20 protein-coding genes and 1 pseudogene are annotated in these 20,968 nt (G+C 41.4%); 7 read left to right on the top strand and 14 right to left on the bottom strand.

Annotated elements, in window-relative coordinates; all coding sequences use genetic code 11:
• Positions 1-250: 250 nt before the first annotated feature.
• The 3 genes from BOD01S_RS07520 to BOD01S_RS07510 are packed head-to-tail and all read right to left on the bottom strand — an operon-like array spanning position 251 to position 4,232.
• Positions 251-721 carry a GNAT family N-acetyltransferase gene (locus BOD01S_RS07520; protein WP_233153078.1) on the bottom strand — a complete coding sequence of 157 codons (471 nt, stop codon included), beginning with the start codon at positions 719-721 and terminating at the stop codon, positions 251-253.
• A gap of 35 nt (positions 722-756) precedes the next feature.
• Positions 757-2,493 carry an ABC transporter ATP-binding protein gene (locus tag BOD01S_RS07515; protein ID WP_036157546.1) on the bottom strand — a complete coding sequence of 579 codons (1,737 nt, stop codon included), beginning with the start codon at positions 2,491-2,493 and terminating at the stop codon, positions 757-759.
• On the bottom strand, positions 2,490-4,232 hold the full coding sequence (locus tag BOD01S_RS07510) for an ABC transporter ATP-binding protein (protein ID WP_036157548.1): 1,743 nt from the start codon (positions 4,230-4,232) through the stop codon (positions 2,490-2,492). Before BOD01S_RS07510 ends, BOD01S_RS07515 begins: the two co-directional genes overlap by 4 nt.
• 646 nt (positions 4,233-4,878) lie before the next feature.
• Between BOD01S_RS07510 and BOD01S_RS07505 the strand changes: the two genes are divergently transcribed.
• On the top strand, positions 4,879-6,222 hold the full coding sequence (locus tag BOD01S_RS07505) for a hemolysin family protein (RefSeq protein WP_036157551.1): 1,344 nt from the start codon (positions 4,879-4,881) through the stop codon (positions 6,220-6,222).
• Positions 6,223-6,296: 74 nt separating this feature from the next.
• Positions 6,297-7,187, top strand: a complete 891-nt coding sequence (locus tag BOD01S_RS07500; protein WP_036157717.1) for a cation diffusion facilitator family transporter — start codon at positions 6,297-6,299, stop codon at positions 7,185-7,187.
• Between the two features lie 40 nt (positions 7,188-7,227).
• Here BOD01S_RS07500 and BOD01S_RS07495 read toward each other — a convergent pair whose 3' ends face one another.
• The 9 genes and pseudogenes from BOD01S_RS07495 to BOD01S_RS07455 all read right to left on the bottom strand — a co-directional run bounded on the left by BOD01S_RS07495 (position 7,228) and on the right by BOD01S_RS07455 (position 14,760).
• Positions 7,228-7,443, bottom strand: a complete 216-nt coding sequence (locus BOD01S_RS07495) for a hypothetical protein (protein ID WP_052124952.1) — start codon at positions 7,441-7,443, stop codon at positions 7,228-7,230.
• A 43-nt stretch (positions 7,444-7,486) separates the two neighbouring features.
• Entirely contained in the window at positions 7,487-8,419 is a 933-nt protein-coding gene (locus BOD01S_RS07490; protein WP_052124953.1) for an ABC transporter permease, read from the bottom strand.
• Positions 8,403-9,317 carry an ABC transporter ATP-binding protein gene (locus BOD01S_RS07485; protein ID WP_036157553.1) on the bottom strand — a complete coding sequence of 305 codons (915 nt, stop codon included), beginning with the start codon at positions 9,315-9,317 and terminating at the stop codon, positions 8,403-8,405. Before BOD01S_RS07485 ends, BOD01S_RS07490 begins: the two co-directional genes overlap by 17 nt.
• Positions 9,318-9,932: pseudogene (locus BOD01S_RS07480) on the bottom strand (ATP-binding cassette domain-containing protein); the annotation flags it as partial.
• Positions 9,933-10,023: 91 nt separating this feature from the next.
• Positions 10,024-10,380 (bottom strand): GntR family transcriptional regulator, encoded by a 357-nt coding sequence (locus tag BOD01S_RS07475; RefSeq protein WP_036157558.1) that lies wholly within the window; start codon positions 10,378-10,380, stop codon positions 10,024-10,026.
• Complete coding sequence (locus BOD01S_RS07470) at positions 10,377-11,150, bottom strand: hypothetical protein (protein WP_143815040.1); 774 nt, start codon at positions 11,148-11,150, stop codon at positions 10,377-10,379. The genes BOD01S_RS07475 and BOD01S_RS07470 overlap by 4 nt, the downstream gene beginning before the upstream one ends.
• A gap of 139 nt (positions 11,151-11,289) precedes the next feature.
• Entirely contained in the window at positions 11,290-11,940 is a 651-nt protein-coding gene (locus BOD01S_RS07465; RefSeq protein ID WP_036157562.1) for a response regulator transcription factor, read from the bottom strand.
• Positions 11,941-11,952: 12 nt separating this feature from the next.
• Positions 11,953-13,062: a sensor histidine kinase gene (locus tag BOD01S_RS07460; protein WP_036157567.1), complete on the bottom strand. Its 1,110-nt coding sequence runs from the start codon at positions 13,060-13,062 to the stop codon at positions 11,953-11,955.
• Positions 13,063-13,203: 141 nt separating this feature from the next.
• A complete protein-coding gene (locus tag BOD01S_RS07455; protein ID WP_036157571.1) occupies positions 13,204-14,760 on the bottom strand; it encodes a carbon-nitrogen hydrolase family protein in 1,557 nt (518 codons plus the stop codon).
• Between the two features lie 122 nt (positions 14,761-14,882).
• Between BOD01S_RS07455 and BOD01S_RS07450 the strand changes: the two genes are divergently transcribed.
• The 5 genes from BOD01S_RS07450 (at position 14,883) to BOD01S_RS07430 (ending at position 18,986) form a co-directional block, all read left to right on the top strand.
• Positions 14,883-15,308 (top strand): disulfide oxidoreductase, encoded by a 426-nt coding sequence (locus BOD01S_RS07450; RefSeq protein WP_036157573.1) that lies wholly within the window; start codon positions 14,883-14,885, stop codon positions 15,306-15,308.
• 1 nt (position 15,309) lies between these two features.
• Positions 15,310-15,777 carry a thioredoxin family protein gene (locus tag BOD01S_RS07445; RefSeq protein ID WP_036157576.1) on the top strand — a complete coding sequence of 156 codons (468 nt, stop codon included), beginning with the start codon at positions 15,310-15,312 and terminating at the stop codon, positions 15,775-15,777.
• A 59-nt stretch (positions 15,778-15,836) separates the two neighbouring features.
• Positions 15,837-16,670, top strand: coding sequence for an RluA family pseudouridine synthase (locus BOD01S_RS07440; RefSeq protein ID WP_036157578.1), 834 nt, complete (start codon positions 15,837-15,839; stop codon positions 16,668-16,670).
• A 224-nt stretch (positions 16,671-16,894) separates the two neighbouring features.
• On the top strand, positions 16,895-17,515 hold the full coding sequence (locus tag BOD01S_RS07435) for a hypothetical protein (RefSeq protein ID WP_036157581.1): 621 nt from the start codon (positions 16,895-16,897) through the stop codon (positions 17,513-17,515).
• Positions 17,516-17,609: 94 nt separating this feature from the next.
• A complete protein-coding gene (locus tag BOD01S_RS07430; protein WP_036157583.1) occupies positions 17,610-18,986 on the top strand; it encodes a hypothetical protein in 1,377 nt (458 codons plus the stop codon).
• 125 nt (positions 18,987-19,111) lie between these two features.
• Here the strand turns inward: BOD01S_RS07430 and BOD01S_RS07425 are convergent, their stop codons facing one another.
• Both BOD01S_RS07425 and BOD01S_RS07420 read right to left on the bottom strand, forming a co-directional pair.
• On the bottom strand, positions 19,112-19,933 hold the full coding sequence (locus BOD01S_RS07425; RefSeq protein WP_036157586.1) for an aldo/keto reductase: 822 nt from the start codon (positions 19,931-19,933) through the stop codon (positions 19,112-19,114).
• Positions 19,934-19,999: 66 nt separating this feature from the next.
• Entirely contained in the window at positions 20,000-20,830 is an 831-nt protein-coding gene (locus BOD01S_RS07420; RefSeq protein ID WP_036157589.1) for an aldo/keto reductase, read from the bottom strand.
• Positions 20,831-20,968 lie beyond the last annotated feature (138 nt).

The raw sequence follows: 20,968 nt of genomic DNA, 5'->3' as shown, positions 1-20,968 counted from the left end.
TCGTTTCCCTAAATAATACGTTGTTTCTATAAATTTCGCAATACGAAATAAAAATTTTCTGAACCTTCCCCCTATTTCTCTTAAAGAATACATAGCAAAGGAGGATAGCCGAAATTACGTTCTGGACCACCCCTTTTGCGGCAAGAATCGCGGCATATTGATGTAACCCTGCAGAAGCAATATTTTTATAATGGGAAAAGGCTGTATTAAAAGCCAGTTTGACTTTTAATACAGCCCCTTATATACCTAATTATATACTTGTTGTTTCCCCGACATGCTGCTGCATATAAACAAATTCTTCTTCGCCATCGACCACCCGGTTTGTACTTTTAAATCCCAGGCTTTTATATAGCTTTTTGGCTACCTCGTTATGCGGCTCCGTCGATAAATAAATGGCATCGCAATCTTCATTTTTTTGCAATTCAGCAATGATTAGCTCCATTGCCTTTCTTCCATAGCCTTTTCCCTGGAACTTATGATCGATCATTAAGCGGCAAATCACATATTGCTGGTCTTCGGGTACAAAGCCGTACATAGTAAACCCGACTAACGCGTCTTCTGCTTCAATGACCTTTGTCACCCAAAAGGGCTCAAATTGTGCCTGCACAAGGGAGAGGGCATTCGAAGCGACAAATTCTTCACAAATTGCCGGCATTTTATCACTCGTTGATAAAAAGATGACCTTTAGCCAGTTTTGTTCTGACACTTCCACCAACTTCATTTTAATCCACCTCATTTTAAGTGCGGTTTAACAAATTAAGCATGCAGTGACTTTGCCTGCAGTCGGTACATCGTTTCATAACGTCCGCCTAAGGCAATCAATTCATCATGTGTACCGTGTTCAACAATCTCTCCGCGATCTAATACTAAAATTTTGTCAGCATTTTTAATCGTCGACAAACGGTGTGCAATGATGAAGGTTGTTCGCCCTTCCTTTAAGACATCCATTGCATGCTGGATGATTTCCTCTGTTTCTGAATCAATATTTGACGTTGCTTCATCCAGGATAAGGATGGCAGGGTCAAATGCTAAGGCACGGGCAAAGGAAATTAATTGGCGCTGTCCTGAAGAAAGTGTGCTGCCTTTTTCAATTACCGGCTCCTCTAGTCCTTTTTCCAAGTTCTTCAGTACGCGCTCTCCTCCGACGGCTGCTAAAGCACGTTCCACTGTCTCACGGGAGATTCGCTCATCATTCAAGCTGACATTCGTGGCAATGGTGCCCGTGAATAAATATGGATCCTGCAGCACAATACCCATATGATCACGTACAGCCTGTCGTGAAAGATGTGTTAAATCTGTTCCATCAATTAAAATACGGCCTTTTTGAGGATCATAGAAGCGGAACAGCAAGTTCATAATTGAGCTTTTTCCTGAGCCGGTATGACCGACTAGAGCTACCGTTTCTCCCTTTTTCGCTTCGAAATTCAAGTTTTTTAATACATAGTCGTCACCTTTGTAGGCAAACGATACATTTTCAAAAACGACATTCCCTGCGTAACGAGGCACACGCTTCTTGCTAACCTCCTCACCGCTTTGCTCTAGTAGCTCAAATACACGTGAACCGGCCACTAAGGAACGTTCCAGCTGTGAAAACTGATTGACAATGTTCACAATTGGGTTAAACAAGCGTGTAATATAGTCGACAAATGCATATAGCGTACCGGCAGATACAGCTTCCGGCAAGGTCATCGACTGGGTGCCAAAATAAAAGATGAATACAGCAAACATAATGAGGCGCATTACATTTACTAAATTATGGGCGGTAGCGGAATCCAGAACGAGCAGTTTCCGATTGTATTCGTAATGCTCTTCATTCATCTCCGCAAACTCTTTTTTCATTTGATTTTCACGGCGGAATGCCTGGATAATTGTCATCCCGTTAATGGATTCATTAATCATTGCATTAATATCCGCAATTTTTGTACGGATGACATGGTTATAGGCTGATGCATATTTACGATATAAAATCATCCAAATATAGACGATAGGAATGAGGATCAATGTAAATGACGCCATCTTCCAGTTCAAGATAAATAGTGCAACATAAACCCCTGCAATGGAAATGATGCTTGTAGCAAATTGAGCAAGAACCGTTACATAAAGATTTCTTACTGCTTCTGTATCATTTGTAACGCGGGCCACAACTTTACCCGCCGGTAGATTATCAAAATAATGGATCGGCAGTTTCTGTATATGTCCGAAGACGTCCTTTCTCATCTGTTGGACGATACGGTTTGCCCCCTGTTGAAGGCTTAAAAACATAAAGTATCGGAAGACCGCTGTCAGGACAGCCAGCAGGAAGAACAAAGCCAAAAGCCAGGCAATCGGCTTCGCAGCAAGCTTTCCGGGTTCCATATAATGATCAATAATATATTTTGCGATAAACGGTCCTGCGATGTCTGTCAGGACAGCCAATGTTAATAAAAAGAGTCCGATTATAATCGGTTTTTTAAATTTTGCTGCGTAGAAATACAATCTTTTTGATGTACTCATGCGCCCACCTCCTCTAGCTGCTGGCGGTCATATTGCTCTTTATACCAGCCACCTAGAGCAATCAGCTCCTCATGCGTACCACGCTCTGTAATGATTCCATCATCCAATACAATGATTTCGTCGGCATGCTGGATACCCGATAGACGGTGCGTTGAAATGATTGTTGTTTTCCCTGCACGCTCTGTCTGTATATTTTCAATAATTTTCGATTCTGTTTTTGCATCAACTGCTGATAATGAATCATCTAAAATTAAAATTTCAGGATTTTTAATGAGGGCCCGCGCAATAGACACACGCTGCTTTTGACCACCCGATAGGGATACACCCTTTTCGCCGACGAGCGTTTCCAAGCCCATCGGTAAATGTTCTAAATCTTTTTCGAAATATGCCAGGCGGATTGCTTCAGCAATATCTTCTTCCGTGGCATCCTCTTTTCCAAACTTGATATTCTCACGGATTGTACGTGAAAATAACACATGATCCTGTGGTACGTAGCCAATCCAGTCGAGTACCTGTTCCTTTGTCAGCTTTGCCAGGTCCACATCACCTATTACTATTTGGCCTTCACCAAGGGGATACTCCATTAATAGCTGACGGATGAATGTTGTCTTTCCGGCTCCTGTTTTCCCAACAATACCAAGCGTCTGTCCCTTTTTCAGGTTTAAGGAAATCCGCTGCAAATTCTTTACCTGTGACAATGGATACTGGAATGTAAAACTGTCAAAGCCGATTGTATGAGGTGTGTCGACTGTTTGCGGGGATGAAGGATTTTGTACATCTGCTTTATAATCAAGCGTTTCCTGTACACGATCAAGTGAGGCACTTCCCTGCTGCATGACATTAATCAGTTCCCCAATAGCAAACATTGGCCAAACTGCAAGGCCCAGATAGACGTTAAATGATACAAGCTGACCTACTGACAGTTCTCCGCCTGAAACAAGAACGGCTCCGTATCCTAGTGCTACCACATAACATATAGCTGTTCCGACCTTTGTTATCGGCATAAACAAACCGTTAATAAATGCCACTTTCATATTCTTTTCGTAAACATCCTCACTCATATCGGCAAAACGCTGTTCATCCCTCGCTTCTTGTACATAAGCCCGGATTACACGAACTCCTGCCACTGATTCAAGGACGCTGTCATTTAATTCACCGAATGATTCCTGAGCCGTCATATAACGCTCATGAACAATCTTCCCTAAATATTGAATAAGAACGGCCATAATCGGTATTGGCAGCATGGCGAAAAATGTTAGCTTCCACGAAATGAAGAAGCCCATCGCACAGATAATAGCACCCATATAAACCGTAGAGTCAATAAGTGTCATAACACCAAATCCGGCAGTTAGTGACACGGCGTTCAAATCATTCGTTGCCCTAGCCATCAAGTCACCTGTCCGGTTCTTTTCATAAAATGTAGGTGTCATTTTTAAAAATTGATGCATAAGTCTTTTGCGCAATATCCGGTCAAGCTTGATGGCGCCGCCAAACAGCTGGTACTGCCATACATAGCCCATCGTATAGCTTACTACTACCGCCAGCAAAATAGCGCCGACATATATCCACAGCTGGCTGGTTGTCATACCCCCGCCGGTCATATCATCGATTGCTTCCCCAACAAGCCAAGGCGGCAGCACTTCAATGACACTTGCTAAAATCAATAGCACAATCGCTATTGTGTATTGCTTTTTATACTCCTTGAAAAACCACTTTAATTTAAACAGTACATCAAACATAAAATTTCTTTCCTTCCTTCTTCTTTGATTCCACTACCCGCTATCAAGCAGCTCCCTTGTAAAAAACGTTCTTGCAGCCTTCATGATTCTCATCTTTTTTCCTCCTCTAAATTTTTCTACACTGACCTGGTGCGCAATGTCTTTCACCAACATTTTGCCTCTTCCAAGAGGCAATCACCATCGGGAAAAAGACTGAAAACATCTTTTTTCCATCAAAAAAGCACCTACCCTTTTTAGGATAGATGCCTAAAAAAAGTACAGGTAAGCCTCACCTGTACTCCTTCTTTTATGCGCGTTTCAAGCAAATAATGAAAAGAATGGCTGCAGGATGGGAGGTTGATGTGTGATTGCTGGCGAATTTTTTTTAATAGTCATCATTTCCGGTCCTCCATTCTTCACGATTATTTAGTGTGTCTTAACATTAGCATACAAAAATTTCCGTTGTCAATATTTTTTGAAAATATAATATTTTATGTCAAATGGCAATATCTCTTCTTCAGCTTCAAAAAATCCGAAAGACATTCGGGAAGGCAAAATTTGTTTTTTCTTTTGAAATATTTTATGATTATCTTATCTAATATTTTTTCTCATAGGAGGTGTATTCTTTGCTTGCCCCGCTCATTTGCGCCGTAAGTAAAGATAGTATTTGGACGTAGATATAGTTGAGCTAACCATTAAGCTCGGAGCATTCGCTCTATTAATTGCCGCTACGGCATTTTTCGTTGCAACAGAGTTTGCCATTGTAAAAGTAAGAACAACACGAATTGATCAGCTTGTTGCTGAAGGCGACAAAAAAGCGATCAAGGCGAAAAAGGTAATTTCAAATCTGGATGAATACTTGTCCGCCTGTCAGCTCGGTATTACAATCACAGCCCTTGGTCTTGGGTGGCTGGGTGAACCGACATTCGACTTAATTTTGCACCCATTATTTGAACTACTTGGTTTAGAAGCGCGTGTCACTTCTTTGCTGTCATTTGCTCTTGCATTTGCAATTGTTACATTCTTGCACGTTGTTGTAGGGGAATTAACACCAAAATCATTTGCTATTCAAAAATCTGAAGAGCTTACTTTAGGTATAGCAGGACCACTGATTTTATTCCATAACGTCATGTATCCATTTATCCGTGCTTTAAATGGTTCGGCACGTGGACTCGGTCGCCTGTTCGGCCTGCGCGTTGTATCAGAATCTGAAGTAGCCCACTCGGAAGAGGAGCTCCGTATTATTCTGACAGACAGTTATAAGGGCGGTGAGATCAATTCTTCTGAGTATGAATATGTAAATAGTATTTTCGAATTCTCCGATCGTCTTGCAAAAGAGATTATGGTTCCTCGTACTGAAATTACCAGCATTGAAAAGGATTTAACTTTACGTGAGGTATTTGAAGTGATGGGGGTAGAGCAATATACACGTTATCCTATTACAGATGGCGACAAGGACCATGTAATTGGACTTGTGAACATGAAACACCTGCTTACCGCATATATTAAAAACCCGGCAAATGGGGATAAATTGGTAACTGATTATATGCAGCCAATCATACGGGTAATAGAAACGATCCCAATCAGTGACCTGCTGCTGAAAATCCAGCAGGAGCGTATCCATATGGCCATTTTAATGGATGAATACGGCGGTACATCCGGCCTTGTTACGATCGAAGATATTATCGAGGAAATTGTCGGTGATATTCAAGATGAATTTGATGAAGATGAAATTCCCGAAGTACAAGAAATCACGGAGGGCGAACATTATATCTTTGATGCTAAAATGCTGCTGCAAGAAGTTAATGACATTCTTGGGACAAACATTGAAGATGAAGACATCGATACAATCGGCGGCTGGTTCATGACCCAGCATTTTGATGCCGTTGAAGGCGATGCAATTGAAGCCCATGGTTATGAATTTAAAATCAAGGAACTTGACGGTCATCATATCCTATACCTAGAAGTAACAAAACTACCAGAAAAAGACGCAGAAATTTTCGAAGAATAAGGATGGATAGGAAAACGGCTCTCTCAATTAAGAGGGTCGTTTTCTCGTATTCTAATCTTATGGGGGGAATTGTTTTGGAAATATATTCAAATTTGCGTGCTGGAGAAAAAGGTGCTTGGCTTTCCATTGGTACGTATATCTTCTTAAGTGCAATGAAGCTAATTGTCGGTTATTTAGGTGCCAGCGCTGCCCTAAAAGCGGATGGTTTAAATAATACAACTGATATTGTTGCATCCATTGCTGTTTTAATCGGGCTGCGGATTTCCCAAAAGCCTCCTGACCGTGTCCATCGGTATGGACATTTACGTGCGGAGACCATTGCATCGCTCATTGCCTCCTTCATCATGATGGTCGTAGGACTGCAGGTACTCTCCACCTCCATTCGCGGTATGTTTGCACCCATTCAGGAAGCCCCGTCGAGTTTAACGGCAGTAGTAGCGCTTTTCAGTGCGGCTATTATGTATGTTGTCTATCGCTACAATCTGGCGCTTGCCGATAAAATAAATAGTTCTGCTGTCAGGGCAGCTGCTTACGATAACCGCTCAGATGCTCTCGTAAGTATTGGTACAGCAATCGGGATTCTCGCGGCTATTTTTGGGTTTCCTATTATCGATATTATTACAGCTCTATTGGTTGGATTGATTATTATAAAAACAGCCATTGAAATTTTTTGGGAAGCTGTCGTTACGTTAACAGATGGATTCGATACAGAAGAAACAGAAACGCTGCGGAAATTGATTGCAGGGGTGGAAGGTGTTATCCAGATCACCGATTTAAAGGGTCGCTCCCATGGAAATATGAATTTTATTGATGTAACCGTGACGGTCAACCCTTATTTAAATGTCATTGAAAGCCACAAGATCAGTGATCAGATTGAAGCGACTGTACAACACTTCAATCCATATTGCATCGCCCTTGTGCATATTGAGCCTCATTTTATTCCATCAGCTACTGACTCCCCATAAATAAAAAATGCGAAGCGGGACAAGTCCACTTCGCATTTTTTTACTTTTTCGACTGTTCTTTTGCTTGTTCCCGATTCCGTTCCATCTTTAGCCCTTTATACCGGATAATGGCACCGATCACGACAAATATCCACCCGATTGCCAGAAAAGCAATCTGCATAGTTTTATTGTCAGCCGGGAGAATCCCCAAGATTACAGACGCTATGACCAGTATTCCCGAGAAGGAAACAAGCACTCCCGCCATAACGATACTCATAGCAGCACCTCTATTTATTCAAGTAGGTCCATTATACACACTATTAAGCCGTCACGTCACGTTTATTAAAGATAATAAAACTACTTAAAACAAATAGAATGGCATAAACCGCCAATACGGTTAAAGAAAATGGTAGTGTTACTCCTTCTAAATATGGTGTACCGCCGCTTGCATGCTGGGTTAGATCTGAATGCGAAATCCATACGTATTTAGCGAAGCTGTACTTGCTCATCAATGTGATGATCAATGCACCCATCATAGAAATAACAAGCGTTAGTCCAATTGCCAACGAACTCGAGCGGAAAATAGAGCCAAGCATGAAAGCAAAGAAAATGGACATGAAGAAATCTCCGAAGGACAAGATAAATTTCTCAAAGATAACTCCCCATGTATCTACTTCTTTAATAACCCCATCTACCATTTGGAGGTCGTGTGAGATATCTGTTCCCCATAAAATTAGAGCTATTATAGAAGAGCCGGCAAGGCATACCGCGTATAACAACAGGCCAAACAGAATAACTGTCAGCAGTTTTGATAATAAAATTTTTGTTCTGGATACAGGCCGTGTCAGCAGCATTTTAATCGTACCTGTCGAAAATTCCGAAGAGACAATCCCCGCTGCTACAACAACAGAAAAAATCGTGACGATTATTATAAGGCCTACCCCATAGCTTAAATAGCTATCAAAAGTAGTAGTGACAGCAAGAGGAACATCCTCTGCCAGACGGTACTCATTAAGCGCAATTTGTTCATTAAAGTAGGCTGCGTCACTCGCTGCTAGCCCCTCTTCTGCCAGCATACTTTTATACATATTTGTATCTTCTTGTACAACTGTACGCCAATCTTTTTCATTATCTTCTGTATATTTCATGACGATTGCCGGAACGACAGCTAGTAGAATCGTTAATACCAGCATCGTCCATGTACTTTTTTTAGCCCATAGCTTCATCCATTCATTTCTAATGTATTTCAGCAATTGCGCCGCCTCCTGTCATTTCTAAGAACTGATCTTCAAGTGTTTTCATATGCGGCTGTACTGCATATAATTGTACGCCTGCTTCGAATAAGTGCTGTGTCAGCACAGGGACATCCTTCTTTTCGATTTCTACGATCATGCCATCCCCTTGTACAGTAAACGTATAGCCTTGTTTCTCCAAAACAGCTGCTCCCGCCTGAATAGACGTTGGTTCAATATAGTAAAGAGAGACTGCTGTATTCTGAAGATCACGAATATCGATGAGTTTCCCATTCTGAATAACGGCTATCCGGTCACACATCAGTTCAATTTCCGATAATAAGTGACTGGAAACAACAACCGCAATTCCTTCTGTTTCAGCAATATGCCGCAAGTGAGTACGGAATTCCCGTATCCCCGCCGGATCAAGTCCATTTGTCGGTTCATCCAAAATAAGAAACTTCGGGCGGTGTAAAAGTGCCTGAGCCAAACCGAGACGCTGCCGCATTCCTAGAGAATATGTTCCTACTTTTTCATGAATTCTATTTTCCAGACCGACCTGCTTTACTACCTCATCAATCCGCTCTTTTGTTATGCCTTTATGCATCCGCGCAAAATGCAGAAGATTTTTATAGCCTGATAAAAATTTATACATTTCCGGGTTTTCGACAATTACCCCGACTTGTGATATAGCTTCTTCGTAATTATCAGCAAGTGATTTACCGTCAATTATTATTTCACCGCTTGTCGGATACATAAGACGTGTCATCATACGTATTGTCGTTGTTTTCCCTGCTCCGTTCGGCCCTAGGAAGCCTGTAATCTGGCCTGGATAAAAATCCAGTGTAATATCTTTAATAATCTGTTTTCCTTTAATCGTTTTCGATATGTTTTTTAATTGAACTATTGGTTTTGCCATTTACCTCACCTGCTTTTCATATAATGATTTCATCCATTCCACTGCATCCTCATTCCGCTCATCACGAATGAGTTCCATTTCCTCCATTGCCGTCAGCCTGCCATCACGAAGCAGAATAACCTGATCCAAAATCGGCTCCACCTCGTTTACCTCATGAGTCGAAAGGACGACAGACTGGTTTTCTATATCGATAAAACGGATTAGTGCCTTAATCAGTGACTCTCTCGCAAGCGGATCCAGTCCTGCAAAAGGCTCATCAAGTAAGTAAAGTGATGCCTCGCGTCCTAGTGTCGCCGCCATTTTAATACGGGCACGGTTTCCCTTTGATAACTTTCCAAGCTTAACTGTTGTCTGCGCCTCCAAATGCTTGGCGATAATGTGAGCCTTCTCCAAAGAAAAATCGGAAAACTGCTCACTATAAAAGCGGAAAACCTGCTCGCCTGTATAGCTTTCGTAAAACAGATCAATATCAGGTGAATAGGCTATTTTATCGGCAGATCGCCTTGTCACTTTTCGGTCTTCCAACTGTATAGCCCCCTTGTTCGGCCGAAGAAGCCCCGCCATCAATTGAAGCAGCGTTGATTTCCCACAGCCATTTTCCCCAATCACGCCGATGATCTGTCCAGTCGGAATAGTAAAGGAAACATCATTAATGATTGGTTTTTTTCTGTATTTAAACAGCACATTTTCCAATTGTAGCATATCCTCAACCTCCTTTTTTCAATACTTCAATCATCTCTTCTTTTGTAAACCCCAGTGAATCGATCATGGTCAGGAACTGCGTTGCTACTTGCGTCATCATTTCTTCCCTCAGTTGCCCAATGCGCTCCTCATCTGTGGTAATAAACGTTCCTTGCCCACGCTTTGTTTCTGTCATTTCCATTGCTTCAAGCTCCTTGTATACACGTTGTACTGTATTTACATTCACACCGCTTTCTATCGCATATTCGCGAACAGAAGGAAGCTTCTCCCCCGGCTTCAAATATCCTTTCAGGACATCTCCACATATACGATCGACCAGCTGTGCATAAATTGGCTTATCTTTTGAAAAATCCTGCGTCATCGCGTAATCACCCTTTCAATCCATTTACTTGCCGCGATGAAGCAGCTGGCCATCACCAGCCACATAACCAATTCCTCGACGATATACAGACTGTAAAAGTTTACAAGCACGTCCTCCGATGTGAATACCGGCATATTCTTCTCTAGGAAAGCCAGCGGAATCTCCCCATGTATTAGCAGTTTGTCGTATAGAGAGGAGTTCGCAATCTTATCGGTCGTAAATAAAAACAATCCGAATAGCATTCCTGTGATAATCACACTTCCATATTTAATATATCGTTTCAACTGGATATAGACCGTATAGAACAGCAGAGCCCCTACCGCTGTAAGGATTCCGAGAAGGAAAATGATGCTAACGACTAGTCCCTGCATCCAAATAATTTCACTGGTAGATCCCTCGATAATACTTGGTGTCCAATGAAAAAAGAATGTATAGAATGCGCTGTTCAACGTCGTCCATGCAACGGTATAAAATAGCTTAGCACCGATAAGCACAGTCATCGGACTGCTATTATGCAGCCATAACTCCTTTTCCTTGATGCCTCTTCTAATACTGAAAAGAAACTGCCATGGCATCACAGCTCCTGTTAAAAATAGTCCAAGAAACAGCAGCCCTAACCTAAATTCCTCTTTCGCTATATTGACGTTAATGAAGCGTCCTTCAAACATAGGTAATAAACCAATGGATACTGCTCCTACTATTAAAAAGATAATTGGCCAAGCCTTATACATATGCCATTCTTTCTTTACTAGGCTCCAAAACTTGCGCATATAACTCAACGCCCTTCAAAATTTCGTATTAGTGTACTATTGACATAGTACACTAATACCCTATAAAGCGCAACCGGTTTTATAATATTTTCCCAAATAAAAAAAGACATGGAACATTTACCATGCCTTTAATGACTTCCTATGCCTTACCGCTTCCTTCTGTCAAACCGTGTTTGACAGCATACAGAGCAGCCTGTGTCCGGTCCTGTACTTCAAGCTTTGCAAAAATATTGGATATATGGGTCTTCACTGTTTTCTCTGTTACGAATAAGGAAGAAGCAATTTCCCGATTGCTCTTGCCTTTAGTCAGCTCCGCCAGTACATCCTGTTCACGGGGTGTCAGCGGATTTAAAACGTGCGGCAGGTTTTCCTCCTCGCGCAGTCCCTCCTCCAGCTGTGTTGTTGCTTCAGGATGGATTGTATTTTCCCCGCGCATCGTTAGCCGGATCGACTCTACTAATTCATCTGGCTCAATATCCTTCAATTGATAGCCTGATGCCCCTGCCTCGATGGCAGGCAGCACATGATCTTTATCGGAGAAGCTTGTCAGCATCAGCACTTGGACATTCGGCCATTTTGTTTTAATATTTTTTGTCGCCTGGATACCGTCCATCTTGGGCATAACCAGATCCATCAATACGATATCCGGCTTTAATTGGGCTACCATATCAATCGCTTCTAGCCCATTTTTCGCCTCCCCTACAACTTCTATATCTTTTTGTGTTTTTAAAAAAAACAACAGACCCCGACGCACTACATGATGGTCATCTGCAATTAACACTCGTATCATTTCATTTCCCCCTTAATATGGCAAACGGATCAATAGCTCTGTTCCCTTCCCAAGCTCGCTCACCCAATCTGCCGAACCCCCGATTGCCTTTGCTCGGTCCCGTATAGATTGCAGGCCCATAGAAGGAAGGGCTGCTTGCGGGTCAAGGGCAAACCCCCGCCCCTCATCTTTAATAACAAGCAGGACATCTGTAGGAGCTACCGTTACAAACATTTCCGCTTCCTTTACACCTGCATGGCGCCTTATATTATTCAGTGCCTCCTGCGAAATCCTGAAAAGCGTCTCCTCTACTTTAGAAGGAAACTGCAACACGCCGGAAACCGTTACATTCAGCTTTAAGCCAAGCATTTCTGCATAAATTTTAATCGCATCAATCAGACCGCTCTCAAGCCCTCTTGGACGCAGCTGCCAGATTAGTGCCCGCATTTCATTCAATGCTTCCTGTGTTAAATTTTGGATTTCTTTAAAGGTATCTTTTACTTCCGCATCCTCTGTCATTTCAATGCCTGCACGTGACGTGAGCGTAACAGAAAATAATAATTGGTTGACCGAATCGTGGAGGTCTCTAGCCAGCCGGTTTCGTTCCTGAACGAGCGCAATCTCCTGCTGTTCATTCACAAGAAGAATACGTTTGATGGCCGAGCCTAATTGGAATGCAACAGATTCCAGCAGCTCCAGCTCTTCCTCTGAAAAACGGATCGTATTTTTAGAAGCAACGTTAAGAATACCAAACTTCTCCTGTCCTGATTGGAGCGGGACTGTGGCGTGATGTGTGATACCTTCCGGGTCGCCCACTTCCCCCTCGATGGCACTTTCGATCCGCTGGCATTCGATAATATTGGAAGCCCTCTTTAGTTCATCATTGCGAAAGCGGGATACGCACCAGCAGCCGCCATGCCTTAAATATTCACATTTATTATAGGTGAGCGCTCCCGGTAAATGCTCCTGGGCAACAAGTTCCGGCTTTCCTTTTTCATTAATAAAGAAAATCCACCCTGTATCGAATTTAGTTCCCCCCAAAAATTTATGGAGAGCTCCCCGCAGCATTGGAATCATTTCCGTCTCTTCATTCAATAGCTCTGCAATTTCTTTTAAAATTGTTATATTTGAATGATCGTTCATGTCGTCACCTTCTCTTTTGCCATTACTTCATCTATACCATAACAAAGAGCGTGCCGCAAATTGCAGCACGCTCTTCACTTGTATAAAAATGTAAATGACACAGAGGTAAAACAAACATTCATACAATCGTGTAGTTAATAATTAGAATGTTCCCTCGTCTTTTAAATAGTCGATTCGGTATACATCATGTCTGCGGTCCTTCAGATGCTTGACTGTACCATTTTGGCGTTGTCTGCGAAGCACTTCCAGATCGACATCACTGATTAATACCATCTCAACATTCGAATTCGTTTCCCCGACAATTCCGTCACGGGCAAATTCAAAATCACTCGGTGCAAAAATAGCAGACTGTGCATACTGAATATCCATGTTTTCTGTATGGGGAAGGTTGCCGACAGTTCCTGAAATAACTGTAAATACCTGATTTTCAACCGCTCGGGCCTGAGCACAATAACGAACCCGTAAATACCCGTGTCGGTCTTCTGTACAGAAAGGAACAAAAATAATATTGGCACCCATATCGGTTGCAATACGTGCAAGTTCAGGGAACTCAATATCATAACAAATTTGGATGGCAATCCTGCCGCAGTCCGTATCGAACACCTTTACTAAATCACCGTTGGAAATTCCCCACCATCTTCGCTCATTCGGTGTAATATGGATTTTATATTGCTTCTCAATCGTCCCGTCCCGGCGGAATAAGTATGCAATGTTATATATTTCTTCATTCTCTTCTTCTACGAAATGCGAGCCGCCTATAATGTTAACATTGTAGCGTACTGCTAAATTCGTAAACAGCTCTATATACTGAGGGGTAAATTCAGTTAATTTACGAACGGCCTGCGAAGGAGATTTTTCATTTAAAAAGGACATAAGCTGTGTTGTAAAGATTTCCGGAAAAACGATAAAATCCGCTGCCGCATCAGAGCCGACATCCACAAAATATTCACATTGCTGCGCAAAATCGTCAAAGCTTTCGATTTTCCTCATCATGTATTGTACAACGCAGATTCGGACAGGGTAGCTCGTTTTGAAATGGCGCTTTGACTGCGGCAAATAGTCCGCATTATTCCATTCCATTAATGTAGCATACTTTCCTGAAGCAACATCGTCCGGCAAATAATTGGGATTGATCCGCATCAGCATAAAACCATTCATAATCTGGAATGTTAAAACCGGATCATAAATTTTATGCCGGCTTACTGCATCCACATATTCGCGTGGTGTCATTTCCGAGGCATGCAGATGGTAGTTCGGTATGCGGCCTCCAAGGATAATCGATTTTAAATTTAATGTTCTCGCCAAATCTTTCCTTGCCTCGTAAAGGCGCTGGCCGACCTTCATTCTGCGATATTGCGGGTGCACCATTACCTCAATACCATACAGATTATAGCCATTTGGGTCATGGTTTGTGATAAAACCATCATCTGTAATATCGCTCCATGTGTGGCGGTCGTCATATTCATCGAAGTTAATCCGCAGGCTGGAGCACGAGCCGATTACCTCTCCTTCAAATTCAGCGACAATCTGACCTTCCGGAAAAATCGCCAAATGGCTATATAAATGCTCTCTTTTCCAAGGGGACATCCCTGGAAAGGATACACGCTGGATTTCCAAGATGGCATCAATATCTTCATGCTGCATATTTCGTATAATCATTTTCTTTTCAAACTGCGAAGTATCAAGTGATTCACTCAAATTTCACACCTCCTCTACCCATATACCCAATTCCAATTCCTTTCAATCGAAACAATTTACTTCTTATTTAGAACAACTTATAATCAAGAAAACAAAATAAAATAAGAAGCAGAGGTTTTTTTATGAACAAGAAGCTGGAAAATAGCTTGCTTATCATTTGGATTACATCCCTTATCGCCACACTCGGCTCCCTTTATTTTTCGGAAATAAGAGGCTACATTCCTTGTGATTTATGTTGGTACCAACGTATTCTCATGTATCCGATTGTCATCATTTCCACTATTGCATACATACAAAAAAATGCTCGCATCGCTCTTACAACGGCAGCGTTTGCTGTCATTGGCGGTAGTATATCCCTTTACCATTACGGCATTCAAAAAATCTCCTTTTTACAAGAGACTGCACCGGCCTGTGGACAAGTATCCTGTATAGGGGCATATATTAACTGGCTCGGTTTTATTACGATTCCGTTATTGGCACTGACTGCATTTATTATTATCGCCATTACAAGCTTTTATATGCTTAAAGTATTAAAGGAGGAAAAGTAACGTGAAAAAGTTAGGAATTATCGGTGGAGTTGTCATTCTCCTGTTCATTGGCATTATCGTTTTAACTAATATGACAAATTCAGATAAGCTAAAGGACAACCCTTACGGAACAGAGAACCTTCAGCAGCCTACAATTGATCTACTGGACGATGAAAACTATCAAAACATTATCCTGCCAGAGGATTTAGAAAAGAAAATTGCATCCGGTGAAGAAGTATTCGCCTATATGTTCAGCCCAGTTTGTGTCCACTGTAAACAGTTCACACCGAAATTGATGCCTGTTGCTAAGAAAGAAGATATCCAGATTGACCAGCTGAATGTATATGAATACGAAAATGCCTGGACGACTTATCAGCTTGAAGCAACGCCGACGCTTATCTACTTTAAGGATGGCAAGGAAGTGACACGTCTAGTCGGCGATCACAGTGAAGATGAAGTACGTCAATTCTTTGCAAGCATAGAAAAATAAAAAAACAAAAGGTCGTGTCCTTTAAGGGGGGCACGCCTTTTTTAAAACGGAGGAAGAAGATGTTTCAATATGAAATTATGCAAGACGGCGAAACAGTAGAAGAGCTGCTGCGAAACAAATGGCGCCTGGGGAAAAAGCAGGTCCATGAGCTGCGAATGGCAAAGGCGGTATCAGTCGGCGGTGAGCCGGTGAATTGGAAGGAGCCGCTTCCGAAAGGGGCGAAATTAACTTTTCTATTCGATATTCCCTCCTCTGCCTATAAACCGATGAACGAGTGCGGGATAGATGTACTGTATGAAGACGAGCATTGCCTTGTTGTCTCTAAACCGAAAGGAATGGCTACACATCCAAATACCCCTTCTGATACAGATACATGCATGAACCATGTTATGGCGTATGTGAAGGCAAATGGCGGACAGTACGCAGAGCATGTACACCGCCTTGATCAAGGAACAAAAGGCTTGCTGCTTATCGCCAAGCACCCGATTGCCAAATCAGTATTTGACCGGATGCTCGAGGAGAAAAAGATTATCCGGACGTATGAAGCAGAGGTACAGGGCAATATTAGAACGGATAGCGGCACGATTAATGAGCCTATTGGCAAGGACCGCCACCATAAAACAAGACGTGTTGTTTCATCGTCGGGCCAGCATGCAGTAACTCGCTACGAAGTTGTAAAGCGCTTTAAAGGAACCTGCCTTGTCCATCTCGTGCTGGAAACAGGAAGGACACATCAAATCCGGGTCCATCTTGCCCATATCGGTCACCCGATTGTAGGAGATACGTTGTATAATGCGCGCCAAACTTCAGCCGGCGATTATAAACTCCATGCAATTCAGCTGGACTTCATCCATCCATTTACAGATCACAATATTACAATAAAAGACAAATAAATTAATAGTGCCTCAAAAGTCTGTATCTTTCTACCGGAAAGTATAGACTTTTTGATTTTCTTTCCTTTATAACAGCTCTATTTTATACCATATTTTTACATTTTAAAGGTTATGGAGTATCAGCTGTTTTTTTTCTTAAAAGCATCCTTCTTTCTATTAATTTTTTCCTATTTTTAGATTATGATTAAAAAAAATACTCTTTTCTTCATAAAGGAGGATTGTAGTTGTTTGTAAATATTAAGAAAGTTGATAGTTTATTCTTAATAAATGATACAGTGCTTGATCGCTTTAACAGCCTTCGAAAAGAATTAGAGCTTATTACACTTAGCATACCGTCGACTTTTAACCGCTTCCAAGTATGGAACTTATTTGTCGATTTCTGGGTAAAATCTGCCTTCACAGAAGATGATTTAATCGAGCATCCACACCATTCGCTCATTTACATAGTTCGTAAAACGCTCATTCATGAAGCATTTCAACTGCAGGCCGTTCAACGAGTGCTTCCTTTAACATATAAAAATGATCGATTTGCTTATTTGTTTTCTCTTTACACGCTTATTGAACTGGATAATTTTTTTACTTCGAAAACGAGACTAGATGATGAATATGCAAGTTACTATAATGATTTGATGGTCTATGCTTCAAAGGATATATCAAGCTACTTCGATGAGTCTTTCCAAACATTGGAGACTTATCCGAAGTTGCTGGCAGTTACCCAGGCAAAGGTATTTAAGAAAATTACTGAAATCACAGCCAAATCACAGAGTGAACTGAATGAAGCTGTAGAAAATGCCGTTAAGGCTGCAAAGGATATGTATTATTTATTATATGATGCGTTTATTTAAACTCTTTTTGCAGGTGCTTATCATCCATAGAATAAAAGTCCTCGGGTACAATGACTTAGAGGCATACTTGATTAAATCGAGGTGACTATATATTATGCAGCTTAAAATGTCCAGCCATCAGGAATATATTAACCAATTATATACTCAGGGCCTTTTTAAACAGATGCTTCAATATAGTAAACAAGCCTTGTCACTAGCTTTACAAAACCAGTGTTATCCCGAAGCTTTAACATTTTATAAAGACATCCTGGAAGCATACAGAAACATAGGGAATATCTCTTTATTACACGAATCATTGCGTGAATATGAGAAATTGTGCAAAGTACATGGCAGCCTGAAGGATAAAATGTATTATTCCCAATTCGCGGGTATTTTCCATGGAGTTACAGGCAATAAGGAATTTGCGCTTGCTTCTTATAAAAGCGCCCTCCATTATGCGCACGAACTAAAGGATTATGAAGTACTTGCTTCTTGTTATGCCCTGATCAGCAATGTCTTGATCGATATGGAAGAAGAGCAGCAAGCAATGTTCGGAGTCAAACTCGCCCACCATTACAGTCAGCATATCTTCGATGAAACAGAACCGGTCATCCGTATAAACATTTCCCTCATGTATACATATGCTCAGCTGACGAAACGTGAGGAATTCATGGAGTTACGTGAGATGACAATAAAGCTTATTGGCACTCGGCCGCTTCACTTTCAATTTGCAAAAATGCTTTTATTTGAAGGAAAGCTGCTTTACAATCTCCACGAACTGGAAAAAAGCAGTCAAACTTTTAAGCAGGCACTCGAGCTGCTGGATACAGAGGAGCACCTTGTGTATCTTTGCTATATCTATCATGATATTTTAAAGTATCGCTTGGATGCCTATTTCCCAAAAGGCTATATACGTACCCAGCTTCAAATAATTGAGAAACGTCTTGTTGAATGGAATAATAGCTTTTCAGAAGGGAATGAAGCATTTCAATCTCCTGTCAGCCTTTCAGATGAAAACAATCATATGCTATTCGATTCTTTAGCCTTAATGGACCTTACCCAAGTACAAGAACTAACTGATCAATCGTTAGCACAAGGGCAAAATTGTGTATGCGTTCTATTTTCATTACCCCAAAAGGAAGCCCGGAAACATCACAAGGAAATGCAGCTGCATTATCAACTAACTTATGCTGTTTTTAGCATGATACAAGAACACTTAAAAAATATTCCTCACCTATTTACTCATACTGGGCATGAGGAGGGTATCATTATTTTATTTAACGACACCGATACTGAACAGACAGTGTATTCAATCTATCAGAACGTGCGGAAAATGACAGAGCCAAATGAGTTACCTCCTGATATCTTGCCGATTCATTTCGGACTGGCCTATTCAAAAGATTTACGTATTCCGGCTTTTGACGCACTTTATGCAAAAGCAAGTGCCTGCCAATACTATGCAAGCTCTATGAATAAACTCTTTGTCTTATAATCGAACGTTGTACAATAATATGCAAGCTCTATGAATAAACTCTTTGTCTTATAATCGAACGTTGTACAATAATATGCAAAAAATCCCCCTCTTCAAAAAGAAGAGGGGGATTTTCTTATTGTTAATTAAAAATCAAAATTGTCCGGATCAGCACTTGTTCGGTGGAATGTGTTAAGGGCCGTAATAGCAGCCACTTCATCCGGTGCCAGATTGAAATCAAACACATCCAGATTTTCTTTGATACGTGCTGGTGTAACTGATTTCGGAATTGCAATATTGCCAATCTCCAAGTGCCAGCGAAGGACAATTTGTGCAGGTGTTTTACTATATTTTTCTGCAAGCTGTGTCACCACAGGATGTGTAAAGACAATGCCCGTACCAAGCGGAGCCCATGCTGTAACAGCAATATTATGTTCTGCACAGAAGGCACGCAAGCTGTCCTGGGATAATGATGGATGGCATTCTACCTGGTTGACCATCGGCTTTACATTTGCGGCTGCAAATACTTCTTCTAAATGATGCTGGTGATGGTTGGATACACCCGGAACGCGGATCAGCTTTTCTTCATACAGACGCTCAATCGCTTTATATGTCTCAGCAAGTGTTGGCTTTGGCCAATGTGTTAAATACAGATCTACATAATCAAGGCCTAATTTATTCAGTGATGTTTCAAATGCACGGAGCGTATTATCGAATCCTTGATCCGAATTCCACACTTTCGTCGTAACAAAAATCTCTTCTCGTGCAATCCCGGAATCTTTGATTGCCTGTCCCACAGCTTCCTCATTTTGATAGACAGCAGCTGTATCGATTGCCCGGTATCCTGCCTTTAATGCCTCCAGCACACCGTTATATGCTACTTCGTGCTCTTTCATTCGGAAGACACCATAGCCGATACGCGGCATCTCGACTCCATTCGCTAATGTAATTGTTTTGGCAATTGTCATAAAAATCCCCCTTTTCCTATTACAAAACTATTATAAAGGAATAAGCTGATAATTTCGACATCCGAATTAAAAATCGAAGTGGAAATTTTCCGGATCTTTCCCAAAACGCTGGTTCCGGTTTAGATTATTTAAGGAACGCATGTCCTCTTCAGTCAGTTCAAAATCAAAAATACGGGCATTCTCTTCAATACGAGAAGGTGTCACCGACTTAGGAATGACAAGGATATCATTCTGAATATGCCAGCGAAGCACGATTTGGGCTGGTGATTTTCCATATTTATCACCCATTTTTAGTATTGTTTCATCTATCAGTACTCCACCCCGGCCAAGCGGCGACCATGCCGTGACAGCAATGTTATGCTCTTTACAAAATGCACGGAGCGGTTCCTGTGATAAATAAGGATGTGCTTCAATTTGGTTCACCATCGGAGGTGTCTGTGCCACCTTCAATACCTCTTCAATATGTTGTTTATGATGATTTGAAACACCTGGAACACGGATTAATTTCTCTTCATACAATCGTTCGATTGCACGATAAGTTTCTGTGTACTTTCCTTCCACGGGCCAATGAGTTAGATAAAGATCGACATAATCCATGTCCAGTTTCTTAAGTGATTCTTCAAAGGCGCGCAGTGTATTATCAAACCCTTGGTCGGTATTCCACACTTTTGTTGTAACAAAAATATCGTTGCGAGGCACCCCGGAATGACGGATAGCCTCACCTACTTGTTCTTCATTGTGATAAAGGGAGGCCGTATCGATGGCACGGTATCCTACTTGCAAGGCCGTTGTAATGGCCTCAATTGTTTCTTGTGGATCTGTCATTTTATAAACGCCTAGTCCAAATATTGGCATTTCAATACCATTAGCTAATCGCTTTGTTGTTTGTAAGTCCATTATTCCACTCCTTCACTGTAATAACTTTCATTATAACAATTTCAGCGCTATCATGATATTTACAAGAAAACAGTTGCAAATTCCGCCAAAAACGAATATTATATAAAATGTTGTTCAAAATGTTCGTGTTTCAAGGAG

The organism is Lysinibacillus odysseyi 34hs-1 = NBRC 100172, assembly GCF_001591965.1.
In the GTDB taxonomy this organism is placed as follows: domain Bacteria; phylum Bacillota; class Bacilli; order Bacillales_A; family Planococcaceae; genus Lysinibacillus_B; species Lysinibacillus_B odysseyi.
This window is presented reverse-complemented; position numbering and strand designations above follow the sequence as displayed.